17 protein-coding genes are annotated in these 20069 nt (G+C 54.7%); 7 read left to right on the forward strand and 10 right to left on the reverse strand.

The features are described 5' to 3' along the window. Nucleotide 1: 1 nt before the first annotated feature. Together rcsD and RCF31_RS19655 are read right to left on the reverse strand one after the other, a co-directional pair. On the reverse strand, nt 2-2659 hold the full coding sequence (rcsD, locus tag RCF31_RS19650; protein ID WP_299445677.1) for a phosphotransferase RcsD: 2658 nt from the start codon (nt 2657-2659) through the stop codon (nt 2-4). Between the two features lie 23 nt (nt 2660-2682). Then, nucleotides 2683-3837 carry an MFS transporter gene (locus RCF31_RS19655; protein WP_416412035.1) on the reverse strand — a complete coding sequence of 385 codons (1155 nt, stop codon included), beginning with the start codon at nt 3835-3837 and terminating at the stop codon, nt 2683-2685. Nucleotides 3838-4914: 1077 nt separating this feature from the next. Here RCF31_RS19655 and ompC point away from each other — a divergent pair. Continuing rightward, nucleotides 4915-6021, forward strand: coding sequence for a porin OmpC (ompC, locus tag RCF31_RS19660; protein ID WP_416412036.1), 1107 nt, complete (start codon nt 4915-4917; stop codon nt 6019-6021). Nucleotides 6022-6048: 27 nt separating this feature from the next. Here the strand turns inward: ompC and RCF31_RS19665 are convergent, their stop codons facing one another. Next, entirely contained in the window at nt 6049-6612 is a 564-nt protein-coding gene (locus tag RCF31_RS19665; RefSeq protein ID WP_416412037.1) for a TetR/AcrR family transcriptional regulator, read from the reverse strand. Nucleotides 6613-6705: 93 nt separating this feature from the next. Between RCF31_RS19665 and RCF31_RS19670 the strand changes: the two genes are divergently transcribed. Then, nucleotides 6706-7161 (forward strand): nuclear transport factor 2 family protein, encoded by a 456-nt coding sequence (locus RCF31_RS19670; protein WP_299445679.1) that lies wholly within the window; start codon nt 6706-6708, stop codon nt 7159-7161. An 8-nt stretch (nt 7162-7169) separates the two neighbouring features. On the opposite strand, the gene RCF31_RS19675 is transcribed toward RCF31_RS19670, so the two are convergent. Next, on the reverse strand, nt 7170-7316 hold the full coding sequence (locus RCF31_RS19675; protein ID WP_313684837.1) for a hypothetical protein: 147 nt from the start codon (nt 7314-7316) through the stop codon (nt 7170-7172). A gap of 387 nt (nt 7317-7703) precedes the next feature. On the opposite strand from RCF31_RS19675, the gene apbE reads away from it, so the two are divergent. From apbE to RCF31_RS19690, 3 genes are all read left to right on the forward strand, one after another. Further along, a complete protein-coding gene (gene apbE / locus RCF31_RS19680) occupies nt 7704-8741 on the forward strand; it encodes an FAD:protein FMN transferase ApbE (protein ID WP_416412038.1) in 1038 nt (345 codons plus the stop codon). Between the two features lie 14 nt (nt 8742-8755). Next, a complete protein-coding gene (alkB, locus tag RCF31_RS19685) occupies nt 8756-9397 on the forward strand; it encodes a DNA oxidative demethylase AlkB (protein WP_299445410.1) in 642 nt (213 codons plus the stop codon). A gap of 86 nt (nt 9398-9483) precedes the next feature. Further along, complete coding sequence (locus RCF31_RS19690) at nt 9484-11136, forward strand: multidrug ABC transporter permease/ATP-binding protein (protein ID WP_416412039.1); 1653 nt, start codon at nt 9484-9486, stop codon at nt 11134-11136. A gap of 17 nt (nt 11137-11153) precedes the next feature. On the opposite strand, the gene RCF31_RS19695 is transcribed toward RCF31_RS19690, so the two are convergent. Next, nucleotides 11154-11879 (reverse strand): 4'-phosphopantetheinyl transferase family protein, encoded by a 726-nt coding sequence (locus RCF31_RS19695; protein ID WP_416412040.1) that lies wholly within the window; start codon nt 11877-11879, stop codon nt 11154-11156. A gap of 74 nt (nt 11880-11953) precedes the next feature. After that, entirely contained in the window at nt 11954-12157 is a 204-nt protein-coding gene (locus RCF31_RS19700; protein ID WP_013509840.1) for a hypothetical protein, read from the reverse strand. 213 nt (nt 12158-12370) lie between these two features. Here RCF31_RS19700 and RCF31_RS19705 point away from each other — a divergent pair, with 213 nt between their 5' ends. Then, nucleotides 12371-12931 carry a GNAT family N-acetyltransferase gene (locus RCF31_RS19705; protein WP_416412041.1) on the forward strand — a complete coding sequence of 187 codons (561 nt, stop codon included), beginning with the start codon at nt 12371-12373 and terminating at the stop codon, nt 12929-12931. Between the two features lie 127 nt (nt 12932-13058). On the opposite strand, the gene fhuB is transcribed toward RCF31_RS19705, so the two are convergent. Genes fhuB through RCF31_RS19720 form a run of 3 tightly spaced genes read right to left on the reverse strand, consistent with a single transcriptional unit; the run spans nt 13059 to nt 18056 of the window. Beyond that, entirely contained in the window at nt 13059-15032 is a 1974-nt protein-coding gene (gene fhuB / locus RCF31_RS19710; RefSeq protein ID WP_416412042.1) for a Fe(3+)-hydroxamate ABC transporter permease FhuB, read from the reverse strand. Beyond that, nucleotides 15029-15901 (reverse strand): ABC transporter substrate-binding protein, encoded by an 873-nt coding sequence (locus RCF31_RS19715; protein ID WP_299445421.1) that lies wholly within the window; start codon nt 15899-15901, stop codon nt 15029-15031. The genes fhuB and RCF31_RS19715 overlap by 4 nt, the downstream gene beginning before the upstream one ends. 4 nt (nt 15902-15905) lie before the next feature. After that, a complete protein-coding gene (locus tag RCF31_RS19720; RefSeq protein WP_416412043.1) occupies nt 15906-18056 on the reverse strand; it encodes a TonB-dependent siderophore receptor in 2151 nt (716 codons plus the stop codon). Between the two features lie 290 nt (nt 18057-18346). Here RCF31_RS19720 and RCF31_RS19725 point away from each other — a divergent pair, with 290 nt between their 5' ends. Beyond that, a complete protein-coding gene (locus RCF31_RS19725) occupies nt 18347-19135 on the forward strand; it encodes a helix-turn-helix domain-containing protein (RefSeq protein ID WP_416412044.1) in 789 nt (262 codons plus the stop codon). A gap of 9 nt (nt 19136-19144) precedes the next feature. Here RCF31_RS19725 and RCF31_RS19730 read toward each other — a convergent pair whose 3' ends face one another. Further along, entirely contained in the window at nt 19145-19963 is an 819-nt protein-coding gene (locus tag RCF31_RS19730; RefSeq protein WP_416412045.1) for a helix-turn-helix domain-containing protein, read from the reverse strand. Nucleotides 19964-20069: the final 106 nt, after the last annotated feature.

The following is a 20069-nucleotide window of genomic DNA, read 5'->3' on the forward strand; positions in this document are numbered from 1 at the left end:
CTTATGGGTTACCTTGCTGCAGCAGTTGATTGACATAAGTGTCAATTTCACTGGTGGTATTTTTAATGGTTGAATCGTCACATACTTTAATGTGCTGTTCTAACTCTTCACAAAGCTGTTTACCTGGCACCAGATTTAGCATGGCAAACACGCCTTTCAGGCGATGCGCTGTCTGAGCAAGCGAGGGGTAATCCTTCTCCGCTGCTTCAGTATACAGTCTCTTGACATCAGGCGGAACTGTCTCGGTAAACAGCTGAAAATAGCCTCCGCTTAGTAGCGGTGTGGCAGCCTCATCTTCGTTAGTCTCCTCCATTAAATCATGGGCCAGTTGCTTCTCGATCAATGCCAGCAACGCATCGAGTAATGCATTACTGAGGTTAAAGTTAACGCGGAATTGTTGATCGTTCAGCGCGTGGTGACCCATCTCATCACCCGCCAGTAACAACGCCCAGCCGTTAAGGCGTGAAGGGTCGTCAGTTACCAGCACATCATGTTCCTGTCCTGACAAACGCTCGTCAGAAGTCAGGCACTTCGCCCCCCAGTTCTCCAGGTGGCGACAAACAATTTTATGCACATCTTCCATGGCGATATCGACCAGCACATTGACGCCTTCCAGCAGCTTCTCTTCCTGCTCGGTCTGCTGCTCCAGCGCCAGCGGTAACTGGATATTGTAGCGGGTGCCGATATCCGGTTTTGCCACAATTTCCAGAGAACCCCCCATCTGTTTACACAGCTGTTTGCACAGGAAGAAGGCCATGCCGGATGCCTGACCAAAACGATCCTGTGTGGTATCACCGAGGAACGGGAAATCGACGTTTGCCAGCTCGTCAACCGTCAGACCGGAACCGGTATCGACCAGCTGCAACAGGATGCGGTCTGGCTTGCTTTCACTGGCCTTAATGTCGAGGGAAATCTTGCCCCAAAGCGTGGTGGTCAGCGAGTAATGCATCAGGGTGGTCAGCACTTTGCGCAGCGCACGGCGATCGCCAAAGCGGATCTCATCATTGGCGAGGTGATTATTCACCACCAGCGCCAGGCCTTTGCGGCGCAGCAGCGGCAGGCTTTCCAGCGCAATTTCATCCAGCAGCTCCTGCAGGTTGAAACGGCTGGCATCTGGCGACCAGTCATGGGCTTCCAGACGGTTGAGCAGCACGATATCATCCACCAGACGCGCCAGCCCCTGGCTTTCGTCGAGCAGATCGAGCACGCTTTCATCGCTGTCGCGCTGGCTGAGCTGCACCAGTTGCGCCACCATACTTTCCAGAGGGCGGTGCAGGGCGTGGCCGAGGTTATGCATCAACTGCTGACGCATCTGGTGATTACGATCCAGTACCTGCTGGGCTTTTTGCAGCTTTTTGTTGACCAGCAACTCGCGATCCTGATCGCGCATCATAAATAGCTGCGTATGCGGCGACAGCACGCTGCGCGCGTGGCGGATCTCATACACCTCGTTATTGATGGTGGCCTGCAACACGCCCTGATGTTGATCGGACATATTGATGATTTTTTGCAGATTCAGATGCGGCAGCAAATGTTCAGCGATCTTGTTGCTCAGCAAAGTACGGTTGGTGGCGAAATCGTACACCAGCAGGCCGACCGGCAAACTGGCGACAATCTCTTCATTCAACATGCGCAGGGAATCCAGCTCCGCACTTTGGTTCTCATTCGGGCGCAGCGACTGCTGACGCAGCAGGGTGATACCGGCTATCGACAGCAGGAACAGCAGCAGATTGACCAGTAACGGCCACAGCAGATTATGCAGGCTATCAATAATCAGGCTGGTGATGGGTACACGGTATACCAGCTGCAACGAGGTGCTTGGCAGCGATGCCGCAATCTCCAGATTCGGGTTAACCAGTGAAACATGAGTGGTTTCGCTGGTTTCATCATCGCTGTTGCTGCTGCTGGACTGCGTGGTGTCCTGACGTAGCAGGAAATTCTCCACCGGCATGCTGCGCGGAATCAGATCGTTGACCGGTAAATCAAAAGCCACCACCGTGGCTAAATGACCCGGCTGATTAAAGGTGGTACGCAGCGTGAAGTAATGGTCATTCTGCCAGGCAAAGTGGCGCAGCGGTGAAAAGCTCTCGCGTTCATCCAGCGCATTAGCCTGCTGCAACATCTCGGCACGGCGGCTATCCACCAGCGAATTGATCGCGCTTTCTTTATAGCGTGTCGCCATATCTTTCAGCGGCAGGGTTGAGATCATGATCAGGCTGTTATCCTGACCATTGAGGAAATACATCGACCAGGTGGGATTTTCCGCCCCCCACAGGGTATCGAGGTAGCTGGACATGCGCATGGTCATATCCAGCGTGCTGCTGTCGTGGGAACCAAAAATCAGCGCTTCGGTTTTGCGACGGGTTTTTTCCAGGTAATACACATCCGGACGCAGACGGGTTTCCTGCAGGCTGCTGTTCGGAGTGGAACCGGCAGCGCTGGTGGCGAGATTTTCATAAATCTGCCAGGTGGCGAAGCGGTACGCATCGATGCGCTTCTGCATGGCGCGCGCCAGATCGGTCATCGCGTAGCGCTTATCGGTGATCCAGGCATTAACGCTGTTGTGCACCATCGCGCCCAGCGCGAGGAACAGCACCAGGTTGAACACCACAAAAAAGCGGGTCACATTGCCGGATGTCAGAGGAAATTTGTAAGGCAACATAGCGTCTCAGGCACCTGAAATTATCGCGCAACCAGTCGGGCACTGGCAGCTACAGTCAGCAGCAGCAGGGCGATAAGCAGAAATGCGCCGCTCAGGCTGATCCACTGGGATATTAATCCGATCAAAGCCGGACCTGAAAGAATACCTGCATAGCCTAAGGTTGTCATGGCGGAAATCGCCAGATTTGACGGCATATCGTGTTGATTTCCGGCAGCATTGAACAACATCGGCACCGTATTGGCCAGGCCGAACCCCGCCAGCAGAAAAGCCAGCAACGCCAGACCAGGCCAGGGGATGATGACAGCCAGCGTCATGCCCGCCGCTGCCGCCAGAGCGCCGCCCAGCATCACCGGATAACGCCCGCAGCGCTGGATGATTTTATCTCCGGTAAACCGTCCGAGTGTCATGGCAACAGAAAACACCGCATAGCCCAGTCCGGCCCAGGTGGCGGGCATCTCCGGGCTTTGTAACAGCAGCAGGGCACCCCAGTCGAGTACCGCGCCTTCGGCGAGAAACAGGATAAAGCACAGCAGGCCGAGAAAGGCCACCCAGCCGCGTGGAATCACCAGCCATGGCTGATCAGGCTGGTGTAAACGGGTGGTCATCATCCCCGGCTGGCTGCGTAACAGCAGCAACACCATTACCACCATCACCACGCCCACTGCGGCGAGAGGCGATAATCCGGCGCTCATCAGCAGGCTGACTGTCGCGGCACCGATAATCCCGCCCAGACTAAAGAAAGCATGAAAGCCGGACATCATCGGACGACGCGCCGCCTTTTCTACTTCTACTGCCTGGTAGTTCATGGCGACATCGAGCGTGCCAAGTCCGGCACCAAACAACATCAGCGCCACTGCCATCACTCCGGTCTGGCTGGCTGTCGCCAGCAGCGGCAGCATCATCAGCACCATCGCAGTGGAGCAGAGCATGACTCGTCGGCAACCATAGCGCGCCACCAGTTTTCCGGTAACCGGCATTGCGGCCAGCGAACCAATGCCAAGGCACAGCAGCAATGCACCGAGCATGCTGCCGGTTAAGTGCAGACGATCGCGGGCAAACGGCACCAGAGGAGCCCAGGCGGACATGCCGAGACCATTGATTAGAAACACGGTACGTGTTGACCAGTGCAGAAGGCGAGCGTCTCGCGGATGTTGTGCGGCGTCCAGTGCTGTCATGAAGTTATTATCTTTCTCGTCAAAAGGGCGATTTTAGCATCAACCCGCTGCAACGGCAGGTTAAGGGTTCGTCCCATGCCATGAATTAACCGGAAAAAGGGCATTTTACCGACTTTTCAGCCACTGCAATTTTTTTCCAGAACTTTCCTGGCGCCGGGACCGTGCGGGTGTGTGACTTAACTCAAATCATGATGAGTTGATTCAATAGGTTAGCTGAAAAACACTCTCCCGGCTGCGGAATAATTTGTGATGTTGATCACGAGATAAATAGAAAACTTCAGCTTTTCCGGAAGATTAATTGAGCGATTTATCAGACGAGGAATAACCAATAAGGTTATCTCACCGCCGTACCGGTTTGGAGAATCGCTATTTTCCCCCGATTGAATAAGTCATGTTTAAATTGAACTGGTCACAATGACGTAATGAATGCAGAGCTTAACTTGCTGAATAAAGGCAAAGAAGCGATATGTGAGGGTGAATATTACGGACCGCAAATAATTACTATGATCTTTGTTACAGCTGGAAATTAACATGGCTGGTTTTTGACTTGTTATTGAACAAAACGTGCGGAAATAAACAAATAATGTTATTGGGGGGCTGTCTTAATTAAAGGTGGTCAAGTAAGTTTACGGAAGATGACAAAAAGGCGATAAATGGCAGGCAAAAAAATGCCGGACAAACATGTCCGGCGGGAATTTAGGGTAAACATCTCATTCGGGGTGAATGAAGGTAATAATGAAATAAATGATGATAGCGGGAGTAATTGTATTCTCTGATGGCTGAAAAGTTTTATCATTCAGTGCTGAAAGGGTTTTCAATGTAACTGGTTGATATTAAGTAACTAAAAATCGGTTTGTCAATATGTGCTATATTTTTTACCGATGCGTGCTGCTTATTAGTTCCCCAAAATTTACATTTGGAAATATTTATTTCATACAATGAAACACTTTCGGAAATTTAGTATCATTTTCGTGATAGATTATTGCTCTCTATAAAATAACAATGGCTTGCCGGCTGAATTTTTAATCGTTCAGTTAGCAGTGGCATAAATAAAGGCACATTAAAGAGGGTAATAAAATGAAACTTCGTGTTCTCTCCCTGATGATTCCTGCGCTTCTTGTTGCAGGTGCTGCAAACGCAGCGGAAATTTACAATAAAGATGGCAACAAATTAGATCTGTACGGCAAAGTCGACGGTCTGCACTATTTTTCTGACAACTCTGGCAGTGATGGTGACCAGTCTTATCTGCGCTTTGGCTTCAAAGGTGAGACGCAGGTAACCGATCAACTGTCCGGTTACGGCCAGTGGGAATACCAGGCGGCTCTGAATACCACAGAGAACCAGGGTACAGCTAACAGCTTCACGCGTGTGGGCTTTGCTGGTCTGAAATTCGGTGATGCCGGGTCTTTCGACTATGGTCGTAACTACGGCGTGTTGTATGACATCGGTTCATGGACCGACGTACTGCCTGAGTTCGGTGGTGATACCTACGGCGCTGACCAGTTCATGTTCCAGCGCAGCAACGGTCTGGCGACTTACCGCAACACCAACTTCTTCGGTCTGGTGGATGGCTGGAACTTTGCCGTGCAGTACCAGGGCAAAAATGACAACCCGACTGAGTCCGCATCTGGCCGTGATGTGCTGGGTGAGAACGGTGATGGCTTTGGTCTGAGCACCACCTATGACCTGGGTTCTGGTTTTGGTATCGGTGCGGCGATGATGTCGTCTGATCGTACCAACTCGCAGAACGGTGGCTACGACGGTATCCTGGGTCGCGGTAACAAAGCCGAGGCTTATACCGGTGGTCTGAAATATGATGCCAACAACATCTACCTGGCCGCGATGTATACCCGTTCCATCAACGCAACACGCTTCGGTTCCAGCGACAGCTCTGCGTTTGGTTATGCGGATAGTGCGGATAACTGGGAAATGGTTGCACAGTACCAGTTCGACTTCGGTCTGCGTCCGTCTCTGGCCTTCATCTCTTCACGCGGTGATGTTCAGAACTACGGCACTCAGAACCTGAAAAAATACATCGATGTAGGCGCGACCTACTACTTCAACAAAAACATGTCCACCTATGTTGATTACCAGATCAACCTGTTGGACGACAACAACTTCACCCAGGCCGCCGGTATCAACACCGACGACGTTGTTGCTCTGGGTCTGGTTTACCAGTTCTAAGAAGTTTGTCGGAGCGTGGCCTGCCGGTCACGCTCCGGTTTTTAACAACGTAGTCAGCGCATCATGTAACGCAGCGATAATCTGCTCCGCCGCTTCTCCCAGCTGAACCTGCACAATCGCCCCCTCCACCAGCAAGACAATCTGCCCAACTGTTCTTTGTTGTGCTGTCGTGAGTTGCTGCGCAATCGCCGCCGCCATCTCTCTTTTATGCTCCAGAATCAGCGCACTGGCTTCCGGCAGGGTGTCTCCCAATTCCGCCGCACTGTTAATAAAGGCACAGCCACGGAAATCCGCTTCGCTAAACCAGCTTTGCAATGCAGCGGGCAGGGCATCCACCAGCGCAGGCTGCTGCGCCAGTGCTGTGCGAAATGCTGTCATCCAGCGTTGATGGCGCTGTTGCAGAAACGCCACAATCAGGGCGTTCTTGGCGGGGAAGTGTCGATAAAAGGTCACCTTGGTAACGCCCGCTTCGGCAATCACTTTATCAATGCCGGTGGCGCGAATGCCCTGCTGATAAAACAGGCGCTGGGCGGTATTGAGGATGCGGTCGCGCGCGGCGGCCTGGGGATCGAAAGTCAGAGGAGCGAGCATAGCATCACCGTAAAAAGGAAGTAGACAGAATTGTCTACATACGGCAGGATGAATCAAGTAGACAGATCTGTCTACATAAATAAGGAGACTATAATGCTGATTCCCCCGTTTGATGAAAAAAGCGCCACGCAGAAAGTGCGGATGGCGGAAGATGCCTGGAATAGCCGCGATCCGCACCGGGTGGCACAGGTTTACAGTGAAGATACCCGCTGGCGTAATCGCAGTGAGTTTGTCAATGGACGGGCAGATGTAGAGGCGTTTCTGCAACGCAAGTGGGCTAAAGAGCTGGATTATCGGCTGATTAAGGAGTTATGGGCGTGGCATAACGACCGGCTGGCGGTGCGCTTTGCTTATGAATGGCATGATGACAGTGGTAACTGGTTTCGCAGCTACGGTAATGAGAACTGGCACTTCGGGGCAGAGGGTTTGATGGTAACGCGCTACGCCTGTATCAACGATCTCGCAATCACTGAAGCGCAGCGTTTATTCCATTGGCCGCTGGGAACACGCCCGATTGATCATCCGGGCCTGAGTGAACTGGGGCTATAAACGCAGCATTACTGCGCAGTGCGCCACTTCTTCGCTTTTGGCGCTTGCTGTTGTGCTGGAGGGTGGCTGCCTTCCAGCGCTACGCCCGCGAGGGTAAAGGCTGAGAAACTCAGCCACTGCTGCCATTTGCCATGTTGTGTTTTTGACTTTTCCATTCTGCTGCCTCAGCGATATTCAACTTAGCTTCAACATTGCAGAATTCATGCCACAACACCGCTCTCAGCGCCACGCGGATCGGTTTCACTTTGCTACACTGCGCCAGCGCTGAAGCGGTGCAACGCGGGTTTTTCTGGTGCAGAAATTTAACGCCCGCGCAGATGACGCTGACGATAATGCCGCCAGCATTGCAGGCTGCTGTATAAAAACAGGCCAGTGGCCACCACAAGAATTGTATAAATCATCTGACGCTCCCGTATGCGCGGTTGTGCAGGAACGGGTTATCCTGTGCCAGCCTCCAGTCAACTTCAAGCAGCTTTAGCCTGATTTACAAGCGAGTTATGCTTTGTAACAGGCTTAATTAAAGCGTTACAGATGAGGATTAAATGCGTTTTCAGAATATTCTGCTGATAAGCCTGATGGTGTTCGGGCTGAGTGGTTGCGATCAAACGCCGGGCCGACAAAGTATGGTGCTGGAAGGTAAAACCATGGGTACGGTATGGCGGGTTAGCCTCGCCGGAGTCGATGCACAGCGTAAAGCGTCATTACAGCAGGCGATTCAGCAACAGCTGGATCGTGACGATGGCGAGCTTTCTACCTGGAAGCCGGACTCCGTGCTATCGCGTTTCAATCAATATCAGGGCAACACACCGCAACCAGTCAGTGCCGATATGGCGGATATCGTTACCGAAGCATTGCGCATCGGCGCAAAAACCCGTGGCGCGATGGACATTACCGTCGGACCGCTGGTCAATCTGTGGGGTTTTGGGCCGACCAAACAACCTGCGCATACGCCAACGGATGCTGAAATTGCGGCGGCGAAAGCGCTAACCGGTTTACAGCATCTGCGGGTGATCCAGGCGGTTGACGGCCAGTGGCTGCAAAAAGATCTGCCGGGCTTGTATGTTGATCTCTCCACCATGGGTGAAGGCTATGCAACCGACCATCTGGCGCGCCTGATGGAGCAGCAGGGCATCACCGATTATCTGGTATCGGTGGGCGGAGCGGTACTGAGTCGCGGCTTGAATGCCCAGAACCAACCATGGCGTGTAGCGATCCAGAAACCAACCGATCGGGAAAATGCGGTGGAAGCGCGGGTGGATTTACAGGGCCACGGCATCAGTACATCCGGCAGCTATCGCAACTATTATGAACTGGATGGCAAACGCATTTCGCACGTTATCGATCCGGCCACCGGGCGGCCAATCCAGCATAAACTGGTGTCAGCAACGGTGATCGCCACCACCGCGCTGGAAGCGGATGGCTGGGATACCGGGCTGATGGTGCTTGGCACTGAGCGCGCTAAAGCGCTGGCGCTGAAGGAGCATCTGGCGGTGTATCTGATAACCAGACAGGGCGACGGCTTCAGTCACTGGATGTCGCCGCAGTTCAAACCATTCCTGATTTCACAGGATGACCACTGATTACGGAGGCGCAAATGCTGGACTTGTTTAGTGATGAAGCGCCGTGGCAGGAACCGTTGGCTGAGGGGGCGGTGATCCTGCGTCGTCGCGCCCGCGAGCAGGCGGATGCATTGCTGGCGGAAATTCATACCATCGCCGCACTTAACCCGTTTGCTCATCGCATTACGCCGGGTGGGCATCGTATGTCGGTTGCCATGACCAACTGCGGCAATTTGGGCTGGTCGAGCGATTCACGCGGCTACCAGTACACCGAACAGGATAACCTCAGCGGACATACATGGCCGCCGATGCCGACCTTGTTCCGCGAGCTGGCGCAACAGACGGCGCTGGAAGCCGGGTTCAGCGGTTTTAACCCGGATGCCTGTCTGATAAACCGTTATGAGCCCGGAGCCAAACTGACGCTGCATCAGGATAAAGATGAGAAGGACCTGCGCCAGCCGATCGTTTCGGTGTCGCTCGGGCTGCCCGCCGTGTTTCAGTTTGGTGGTTTCGAACGTGGTGATGCCACACAGCGCGTGTTACTGGAACACGGCGATATCGTGGTATGGGGTGGGCCTTCGCGTCTGCGCTATCACGGCATTCTGCCGCTCAAACCGGGTGTGCATCCGCAGGCCGGTGCCTTTCGCTATAACCTCACTTTCCGTCGCGCCCATTGAGGGCGCGTTGGATGAGAATTATTCTTGCTATCATCTGACGCACCATTAAACTGCAGGCTGCAAAAGTTTACTGCTGGAACCGTTTAATGGCTCTGCTTCAGGTTGTCTATCGCCAGTATCGCTGGCCTTTTATTGGCGTCATCCTTCTTACTTTACTTAGCGCCGCGCTCGGCATTGGCATGATTGCCTGGATTAATAACGAGCTGATCACGGCGGTGAATACCTCGGTTAGCGTATTACCGGCGTTCCTGCTGCAGCTGTTTCTGCTGATGGCGGTGACGCTCGGCTCACAGCTGTCGCTGACGCTGCTGGGTCATCACTTCGTCTGGCGTCTGCGTGGCGAATTTATCAAACGTATTCTGGATACCCGCGTAGAGCGTATTGAGCAGATCGGCAACGCACAACTGTTGGCCGGGCTGACCAGTGACGTGCGTGCCATTACCATTGCTTTTGTCCGTCTGCCGGAGTTGATCCAGGGCATCATCATTACCCTCGGTTCCGCGCTGTATATGGCGTGGTTATCACCGAAAATGCTGGCGGTGACCTCGTTGTGGCTGGTGGTCACGCTGGTGGGGGGCTGGCTGCTGGTGTCGCGTGTTTATCAACATATGGCAAAGCTGCGCGAGGTGGAAGATGACCTCTATCGTGACTATCAAACCATCATTGAAGGGCGCAAAGAGCTACAGCTGAACCGCGATCGCGCGCAGCAGATTTACGACAGCGTTTACCAGGAAAACGCCAGAAGCTATCGTCACCATATTGTGCGTGCCGATACCTTCCATCTCAGTGCGGTGAACTGGTCAAACATTATGATGCTCGGGGCGATTGGCATCGTGTTCTGGATGGCCAATGGTCTTGGCTGGGCCAATACCGCCGTGGCGGCAACTTACTCGCTGACGCTGCTGTTTCTGCGCACGCCGTTACTGGCAGCTGTGGGCGCTTTACCTACGCTGCTCAGTGCCCAGGTGGCATTTCGTAAGCTGAATACTTTTGACCTCGCACCTTATGAAGCGGAGTTCAAAGCCTTGCCCGCTGCCAGTGAGTGGGAATCCCTCGAATTACGTGATGTTTGCTTCCATTATGGCGAACATGGCTTCGAAGTGGGGCCGATCAACCTGACGTTGCGTCGGGGCGAGCTGGTGTTCCTGATTGGCGGTAATGGCAGCGGCAAATCGACGCTGGCGATGCTACTGACCGGCTTATATCAGCCGCAATCCGGTAGCTTGTTGCTGAATGGCAAAGCGGTTGACTGGCACAATCTGGAAGCTTATCGCCAGCATTTCTCTGCGGTGTTCACCGATGTGCATCTGTTTGATCGTCTTATCGGCCAGGCTGGTCAACCCGCCAATCCGGCGCTGGTACAGCTTTGGCTGGAGCGTCTGAAGATGCAGGATAAACTGAAGCTGACGGGCAACAAGGTACTGAATCTGCAACTGTCGAAAGGACAAAGTAAGCGCCTGGCGCTGCTGCTGGCAGCCGCAGAGGAGCGCGACATTCTGCTGCTTGACGAATGGGCCGCCGATCAGGACCCGCATTTCCGCCGTATTTTTTATCGCGAGCTGCTGCCCTGGTTACAGGAATCCGGCAAAACGGTGTTTGCTATCAGCCATGACGATCACTATTTCATTCACGCCGATCGCCTGCTGGAAATGCGTGACGGTAAGCTGAGTGAATTGACCGGTAGCGAACGTGAAATGGCGACGCTGGATGCGGTAAAACGCACCGATACCGGCCATTAACGGTTCCGTAGCGGCTGTTATTGAAGCACCAGAGGATGCGTGACCAGCGTTACCACGCGCTGCTCACTTTGACTGAAACGCGCCTGAAGCAAGGTTTGCTGGTTAAAGTGCGCAGAAAAATCCTCGGTTAAGCGCAGCCGGGCGGTATGGGTCGTCAGATCGAGATGGATCAGCTCCGCCTGGAGAAATTCCATGGGTTGATGTAACTGCGGCCACAATGCCTTATACACACTCTCTTTCAGGGAAAACAACAGCGTCGCCCCCATAGCAAAGGGCAACGCAAGCTGTTGCAGCAGCGCACGTTCCTGCGCATTCATCAACATTTCCGCCGTTTCCTGCGCCGTCCTGGCAGCCATCACCTGTTCCACATCAACACCGACGCACAGCGGTTCACGCGTTGCCGTAATCACCGCCATATCATGGCTATGCGACAGGGAGGCCTGCACGCCTGCGGGCCAGCAGGGTGAACGATCGGTAGCGTTGAGTAGCATAAAATCCGCCACGCCAAATTGTGCCATCACTTCGCGCGCCAGCCAGCGGCTGGCCAGATGTTCGGACTTACGCTTAATCACCGCCTTTTCCAGTGCCGCAGGCAGTGGCAATTGCCAACGTTGATGCAGCTCGGCCTGCCAGTGCTGTTTATCGAACTGACACCAGGCGAGCAACGGGGCGCCAGGTGTTATGCCAGCGGCGAGCAAAAAGGGTGATTCAGGAACGGTAAGCGGTGTGGCGGGTGTAAACATAGGGAATCACGTCTGACGGAAAAGGGCATTTAACCAGTCAGCCGGAGAGAGGGCAAGCTCAGCGCTCACCGTCTTTAGTCATTAGGGGGAATGGCAAAACTCTTGATCGATACCACAAAATGCTGATGGCCTTTACTGATGCGCGCACCGCGATCGCACCAGCGAGACGCCAGGCGGAAGAAATCGTCGCTGCCAATATCGTAAGCCAGTTCGACTTTACTGATACCGGAGTGCAGGAGTTCTTCAGCGTCCTGCAGATTTTTTGCTTTGATGACCATAACGGTTTTCCATCGTAAAACAGGAGACTAAAGGTTAGGGTAATAGTGTGACAGTTTTGTTTCACTCAGATGAATTGCTGTCACAATTTAGCAAAAATGTGATCTGGGGCAGAATTTATTGCTCACGGTAACTTACTGATTATTTGGTGAAAACAATGTTAATTCTGGCTATTTTCTGATACCCATTAAGGGATTGGACAACAGGAGGTTGAGATGACAGTACCCCGGCTCGAAACGCCACGATTGCTTCTGGAACCGCTACAAAGCAGCGATGCCATCCAGGTACAACAAATCTTCCCACGCTGGGAAATCGTACGGCATCTGACTAATGCGGTCCCCTGGCCATACCCTGCGGATGGGGCCAGTTATTACATTAACCACATCGCGTTACCCGCAATGGAGGCCGGTCAGGCATGGCACTGGAGTTTACGCCATCGTTCCGCACCAGAGACAGTGATTGGACTGATCTCCCTGCGCGCCGGTGAGGAAGATAACCGGGGTTTCTGGCTGGTGCCAGAATGGCAGGGGCAGGGGTTGATGAGCGAAGCCTGTGCTGTGGTGACTGACTACTGGTTTCTGACTCTGAAACAACCTCGTCTGCGCGTGCCCAAAGCGATGGATAACCTCGCATCGCGGCGCATCTCCGAACGCACCGGGATGCGGCTGATCGATACCTTCAGTAAAGCCTTTGTCGGCGGCGAAATGCTGGCGGGCAACTGGGAAATCACGCAGGAAGAGTGGCTGGCGCAGCGGACGCAGAAATCTGCCCCGTGATGCAATATCGCACCAGGTCGTAGCGGCGCAATTTATTGCGCGCTTTTGGCAGGGGGCGCAGCTGATAATAGCGCGATAAATCGCGCCGCTACGGATCCGAGCAGATAAGCAGGCGTAACACCCTCTCTCATGATCTCTCACCACGCCGGGTAAGCAGCCACATCATATAAGGTGCGCCCAGCAGGGTGGCGACCAGCCCGGCGGGGAGTTCGCGTGGAGCCAGCAAGGTGCGCCCGGCCCAATCTGCCACTACCATCATTAACGCGCCACTGGGCAGGGCAAGCAGGAGTTGCTGCCCCGGACGCCGCGCACCCAGCAGGCGCGCAATATGCGGAGTGGTGAGGCCGACAAAGGATACCGGGCCGACGATCAAGGTTGCCGATGCCGTCAGCATGGCGATAAAGGTCAGGGTGAGCAGGCGGGCCTGCGCCAGAGTGACGCCGACGGAGGCGGCACAGGCTGCACCCAGCGGTAAAATGCTCAGCCAGCGCCGGAAAAACAGCGTCAGTACACTTAATATCAGCGCCATCCCTGCCGCGACTTCTGCATCGCGCGGCATGATCGAGTAAGTCGAGCCGGATAACCAGTTCAGCAAGGTGATGGCGCGTTCATCACCGGCTGCGATGACCGTCGCCACCAATGCCTGGAACAGCGCGCTGATGGTCACGCCGGCCAGCAAAACGCGATCCGGGGAAAAATGATGACGGCGGGAAAAAGATAAAATGATCAGCAACGTAACCAACGCCCCGCCCGTGGTAACGCCAAGACGCAGCGCATGTGATGTGCTTCCCACCATCAGAGTCAATGCCAGCATCCCCAAAGCAGCGCCAGCACTCACCCCCATCATTTCCGGGCTTGCCAGCCGGTTACCGGTTAATCGTTGCAGTAACACCCCGGCTGCGGCCAGCATCATCCCGGCAGCACAGGCGGCCACCTCACGGGGTACGCGCCATGGCAACAGCGCTGCCAGATGCGAGAGTGGTGTGAACGCCCAGCCGCTGGGGGAGCGGCCAAAAAACACCGATAGCAGGAGACACAGCGCCAGCAGCACAAACAAACCGAGGCTAAGAGGGGAGATACGGTGGTCTGTGTGGATCGACTCGCCAGCACTCGCAGACACCGGGGCCAGCGGCATGGACGTAGTGCGCAACCTGAGCAGTAACCACAGTATCAGCGGAGCGCCAAACAGCGCGGTGGCCGCTCCGGTGGGTACCAACTCCCCCAGCGCATTGGCAAAAGGCTGGACGGCCTGATCGGTACCCCACAGCAATAGCGCGCCACACAGTGGGGCCAGTAGCAACTGGTGCAGCAGACGACGCGCGCCGAGCAACCGTGCCAGGGCAGGGGCTGCCAGCCCGACAAAACCTATGACCCCGACTGCACTGACCACTGCGGCGGTCAGCAGCACCGCCAGAGCAAATCCTGCCAGCCTGGCATATTGGGTGCGTAGTCCGAGGCTGCTGGCGTGCAGTTCACCGAGGCCCAGTAGCTGCAACGGACGCCGTAATAGTAACGCCAGCAGCCAGCCAACCAGCAACTGCCCGGCCAACTGACGTACCGATCCCCAGCCCGCCTGGACCAGCGAACCGGCTCCCCAGATAAACAGGCTGTGCAGATAAGGGGCGTAGAGCAATTGCAGCACGGTGATCACTGAACCACAGAATAAGCTCACCACCAAACCGGCAATCGCCACCCGCGAAGGCTCCAGCCCACGTGAGGCTGAAAGGACCAGCACCAGCCCGGCTGCAGTGATCGCCCCGATCAGCGTCACCGTTTGCGTCCCTGCCACCAGCCAGTGCGGGAGAAATATCGTTACCAGTGAGAGCGCGAGCTGGGCACCGGCAGCCACTCCCAGCGTCATCGGTTCTGCCAGCGGGTTACGCAGCGTTTGCTGAAACAGCAGACCCGCCAGACCCAGCGCTGCCCCACACAACAGGCTGATCACCAGACGCGGTAACCATCCCTGCAAAACGATCAGTTGCCGGATAGAGTGCGCTGGCATCGGCAGCAACTGGGCAAAGTTATGCAGACTCAGCAACAGCAATGGCAGCAGTAACGCCAGTAGCAATATTATCCGGGCGCGCAGGTTCAGGGGTTTCATGCGGACCGATCTCTGAGTGCTGCGGACAGTTGCCGGGCAAAACGCATGGCGGAGGGGAGCATGCCAAATCCCCAAAAGGCGGGTAATGGCGCGCTATGGCCTGCCTGCACCGCAGGTAGCGCCTGCCATAAGGCATTATCCGCCAGGCCGTGCGGCATACTGGCGGGTAACGGGGTGAAATAAAGAATCTGTGCCTGAGTGGCCGGGGCCAGGCTATCCAGCCCAGCGACGCTGATTCCCCAGTAATCAGTTTCTCGCTGCCAGCCATTGTTAATTTTCATGGCGGTGAGAACGTCCTGAAACAGGCTGCGCTGACCATAGACACCGATATGGCGGGCATCGAAAAAGCGGATAAGGAAAACGGTTAAGTCGGTTGCGTGGCCTGATGCTGCCTGGCGTAAGGTTTCTGCGGCACCGCTTATCAGCTGCGCGGCAGCGGACTGGCGGTGACACAGTTCACCCAGCTGGCGGGTGGCCTCGATGGCGTGTTGCCAGGGTGTCCCTGTATCGCTGTAAATGGTGAATGCCCGCACCGGAGCGATGCGCTCAAGGATTTCGCGCTGCGACTCCTGGCTGGAATTGATCAGGATATAATCCGGCACTAACTGTTGTAACCACTCCAGATTGGGAGTCAGGCGCAGGCCGACATCCGGCACCTCGGCGGGAATGCGTGGTTCCACCACGTTGTCGTGATAACCCTCGATTTCTGCCACGCCAGCCGGGATCACACCTATCGCCAGTAGCGTTTCCACCAGCCCCCAGTCGAGTACCACCAGACGTGGGGCCGGGAGTGAAGACGCACTCACATAACGCGTGCTCCCCACCAGGGAGAGCAACGCGAACCACTGTAAAAACGTACGTCTTCTCATGCCATTACCAGCGGTAGCGTGCGCTGGCCAGTACGTTTGCGCCATCGGCATAGGTACAGGTCGTGGCGCTATAGCACGAGGCGACATAATGGCGGTCAAGCAGGTTACTGGCGTTCAGGCTAAACAACCAATGATCACCGGTATCGTAATGAATACCCGCATCCATCACGGTTGCGGACGCCACACGAATGGTGTTTGACGTATCTTCACTGGCTCCGATGTAACGAACACCCGCGTTGACACCAAATCCCTGCATCACCCCCTGATGGAAGGTGTAGTCCAGCCAGGCGGATGCCGTATTGCGTGGTATTCCCCACAGGCGTTTGCCTTCCAGTGAGGTGGTGCCGCCGTCCAGCGTGGTGGCGCTGTCGTTGGAATCAATGGTGACCGCGTTCAGCCAGGTATAGGCGCTGATCAGCGTCAGTGATGGCGTCAGGTTGGCGTGCGCTTCCACCTCGACACCTTTCGATCTGACGCGTCCGGCCTGCGTGTTATACCCCGAATGTTGCGGATCGCTGGTCAGCACATTCTTCTCAGTGAGGTCAAACCAGGACGTGGTGATAAAGCCGTTAAAGCCGGTCGGCTGATATTTTACCCCCACTTCATACTGGTTGGCCGTGGTGGGTTTTGCCATGCCGCCGCCATATAGCGTACCGACCTGCGGATTAAAGGATTTAGCAAAGCTGACATACGGGGCAATGCCGTTATCAAACTGATAAACCAGCCCGGTGCGCCAGGTGAAGGCACGGGCAGATTGTTCGGTAGAGGAATCCGTTACCGGGTTAACGTCATCGGCATGCGCCCAGTCTTCACGCATCCCCAGCAGGTAACTCCAGTTGCCAAATCGCATCTGATCCTGGGTATAAACGCCCAGTTGCTTCTGACGGATATGATCGTCTGACGTGGTGTTGGGCATGGTGACGGCGCTGTAGTCTGGCGCAAAGGCATCCAGGGTTGGCGCAGCCCCCAGTCCCACGGTTTCGCGATACAGCACGCGCTGGAAATCAACACCTGACAACAACTGGTGCGAGATCGCGCCGGTATCGAAATCGGCTTCCAGCTGGTTATCTACTGAAAGGGTTTTCGCCTGTTCATGGTTGAAGAAGGCATAACGGTTGAGCACGCGGCTGGAACCACTGGCGTAACCGTTGGTGAAGACATTTTCGAGGTTATCTTTCACATCGCTGTAATGCACATTTTGCCGCATCATCAGGGTGTTATTCAGGCGATGCCAGAATTCATAGCCCACGGAGAACTGGGTACGTGAATGATGATCAAAGTTGGGATCGCCGAGGTTGGTATGTGGCGAGATCTTACCGTTCGCCGTGCCGAATACGCTGCCGACTGCCGGAACAAAGTTGTAATAACCGATATCCGGATCACGCTGATACTTGGCCAGCACCGTCAGCGAGGTATCCTCGTTGGGTTGCCAGGTCAGTGCGGGCGCGACATACACATGCTTTTGCCGCGTATCGTCAACCTGAGTTTTACTGTCGGTGCCGCTGGCTGTCAGGCGATACAGCAGGGTGCCATCGTCGTTGGCTTTGCCACCGACATCAAAACCGGTTTGCAGATGGTCGTGGCTCCCTGCGGTAACAAACACCTCGTTTACTGGCGTTGCCGTGGGTTTTTTACTGGTCAGATTGACCACGCCGCCGGGATTGACCTGGCCATATAACACCGAGGCCGGTCCATGCAGCACCTCAATGTTGCTAAAGCCATAGGTATCATAATTGGCAATCGCATAACCGAAGCTGCTGTCGCTCGGCATTCTGGCACCATCCAGAAATTGTTCCAGATAGAAGCCGCGGCTGAACAGATAACTCGCGCCGTTGCTGGATGCGCCACGTATCTCTGACACCACACCGGAGGTGTAGCGCAAGGCTTCAGCCGTGGTCTGCGCTGCCTGTAGATCCATCTGCTTACGCGTCACGCTGGATACCGATTGCGGCACCTCAATTTTCGGCGTTGCCGTTTTGGTCGCGCTGGTGCTGCTGGTGGATACCACGCTGGTGTCATCTGTCGATTGCCGGGCAGCCTGGCTGGCCGTCACCACCATTTGCTGATCTGCTGCGCTGACTTTAGCAGCCATCAACACTAACGCAAGCGCACTCAGTACGAATGGACCCTTACCCATGCCTGTCATCTTGCACATCAATTTTCCCTATCTCTTAATAAGTTAAATAAATGCTCACCACATAAAAGTTTGTCTGGATAAGGCTTTTTTGACTCGCGTTACAAAAGCTGCACCAGCAGCGTAACGGGCAATCCTGACCAGGAGAAGGCGAATGATAATGATTTTATTTCTTATTAAAAGATGGTGACTGTCTGTTATTCTGTGTTCTCAGAAGTCACCCTGAAAAAGCGACAAAGGTTGTCGCAATCGATAAATAGTGGCGAAATTTTCGGGTATCAGGCGGGGGAGAGGTGATGGCAGGTGGTGAAATGAATAGCGCACTCAAACTGAAAAGTAAAATTCCGCAGCTGCAACCGCAGATGTTAACTCCGGCTCCCTCTGTCGTGTCATATTTCTACACGCGCCAGCAGGCACAGGCCTGGCATTCACACGCCACGGCGCAGCTGACATATTGCAGCAGTGGGGCGGTCACTATCCATACCGCCGAGGCAAGCTGGACCTTACCTCCTTACCGCGCGTTATGGATCCCCTCCGGACTCACGCACCAAACCCATGCGCAGGCAGGGACGCAGACTCATAATTTATATCTGACCGATGCGGGTGAGAAAAAATGTATTGAGGCACTTTGCCCTTTGCTCATCACCCGTCTCGTCCATCAGCTGGTAACCGAACTGGATGATTTACCCCAGCATCAGCGGCGCAATCTGCTCATCCTGGCGTTGCTGTTCAATGAATTAAGCCAGGCACAATCGGCGCAGGTCAGTTGCCTGCCGGTAGCGAAAGAGCCGCGACTGTTGGCGATAACCGGGACATTGCTACAGCAGCCAGGCAATAACGCTACGCTGGAGAGCCTGGGCAATCAGGCTGGGATCACCCCGCGAACCCTGTCCCGCTTGTTTCGTCAGGAGACCGGGCTAAGCTTCGCGCAATGGCGTCAGCAGTTAACCATTACAACGACAATCAACCAGCTGTCACAGGGGATGGCAGTGGAGGAGATTGCCAGCCAGCTGGGATATTGTAACGGCAGTGCGCTGATTGCCATGTTTAGTAAAGCGCTGGGACTGACGCCACAACGCTACTTTGCATTACAGGGATGAGACGAAATATCAGGAATTAATGTGCTCTTTACAGTAGCGTTGCTTCCAGCCTGCTGGCGTCAGGCCGGTATGTTTACGGAAGATTTGGCGAAAATAGCTGGTATCGCTGAACCCGCACTGTCGGGCCACTTCGGTTAACGACAATGAATTGCTGATCAGCAGCTTTTCTGCTGCCAGGACGCGCTGACGATGGATGGCTTCCGTCAGCGTCAGGCGAAATGTCCGGCGGTAAACCCGGCCAAGATAATCGGCATTGCAGTGCAGCTCTTTTGCCAGCACCGCAGTGGAAAGCGGCAGATGGAATCGGCTGCGGATGATCTGATGCGCTTTCCATGCCAGGGCGATGCCGGGGCTGTCATCGGCGCTTTCCTGCGGGCCTGGGGCAGCGATTTGTTGCAGAATCAGCAGCAAAATGCACTCCAGCGCGATACTGCGATGAATGTTTTCCTGTTCGCTAAGAAACTGCCGAAACAGCGCAATAACGTATTGTGGATCGCCAACGCGGGTGTGCTGGGGAAGCGTTAACAGCGCCTGATGCAACCCGGTTTCCCTGGCTCCTTTCAGCCATTCAAAATGCAGCCAGTAGAATTTCAGATCTGGCGGAAATGTTCCTTCCCCGACGTGCCGATATCCGGGCCTCAGCAGCAGGCTTTCACCCGCCTGTACGGAAAACAACCGATCCTCTTCACGAATTAGCAGCTCGCCACGCTCGACAAAGATGACTTCCCAGGAGGAGAGGGTGCGCGCCGGATGGCTTCCCACGCCACGGGAAATAAACAAACCCCCGTTTTGCACCTGAATCGGAAACGCTATGGATAATTCGAACATCGATATTCAATTTCCTGCTTTTTGGCGACCATAAAATCACTTTGTGACTGATTATTAATCATAAAGTGAGGCGGTGCCCGATCCAGTTCACATTTCAGCTATCAGG

The organism is Pantoea sp. App145, assembly GCF_047947045.1.
Classification (GTDB): domain Bacteria; phylum Pseudomonadota; class Gammaproteobacteria; order Enterobacterales; family Enterobacteriaceae; genus Pantoea.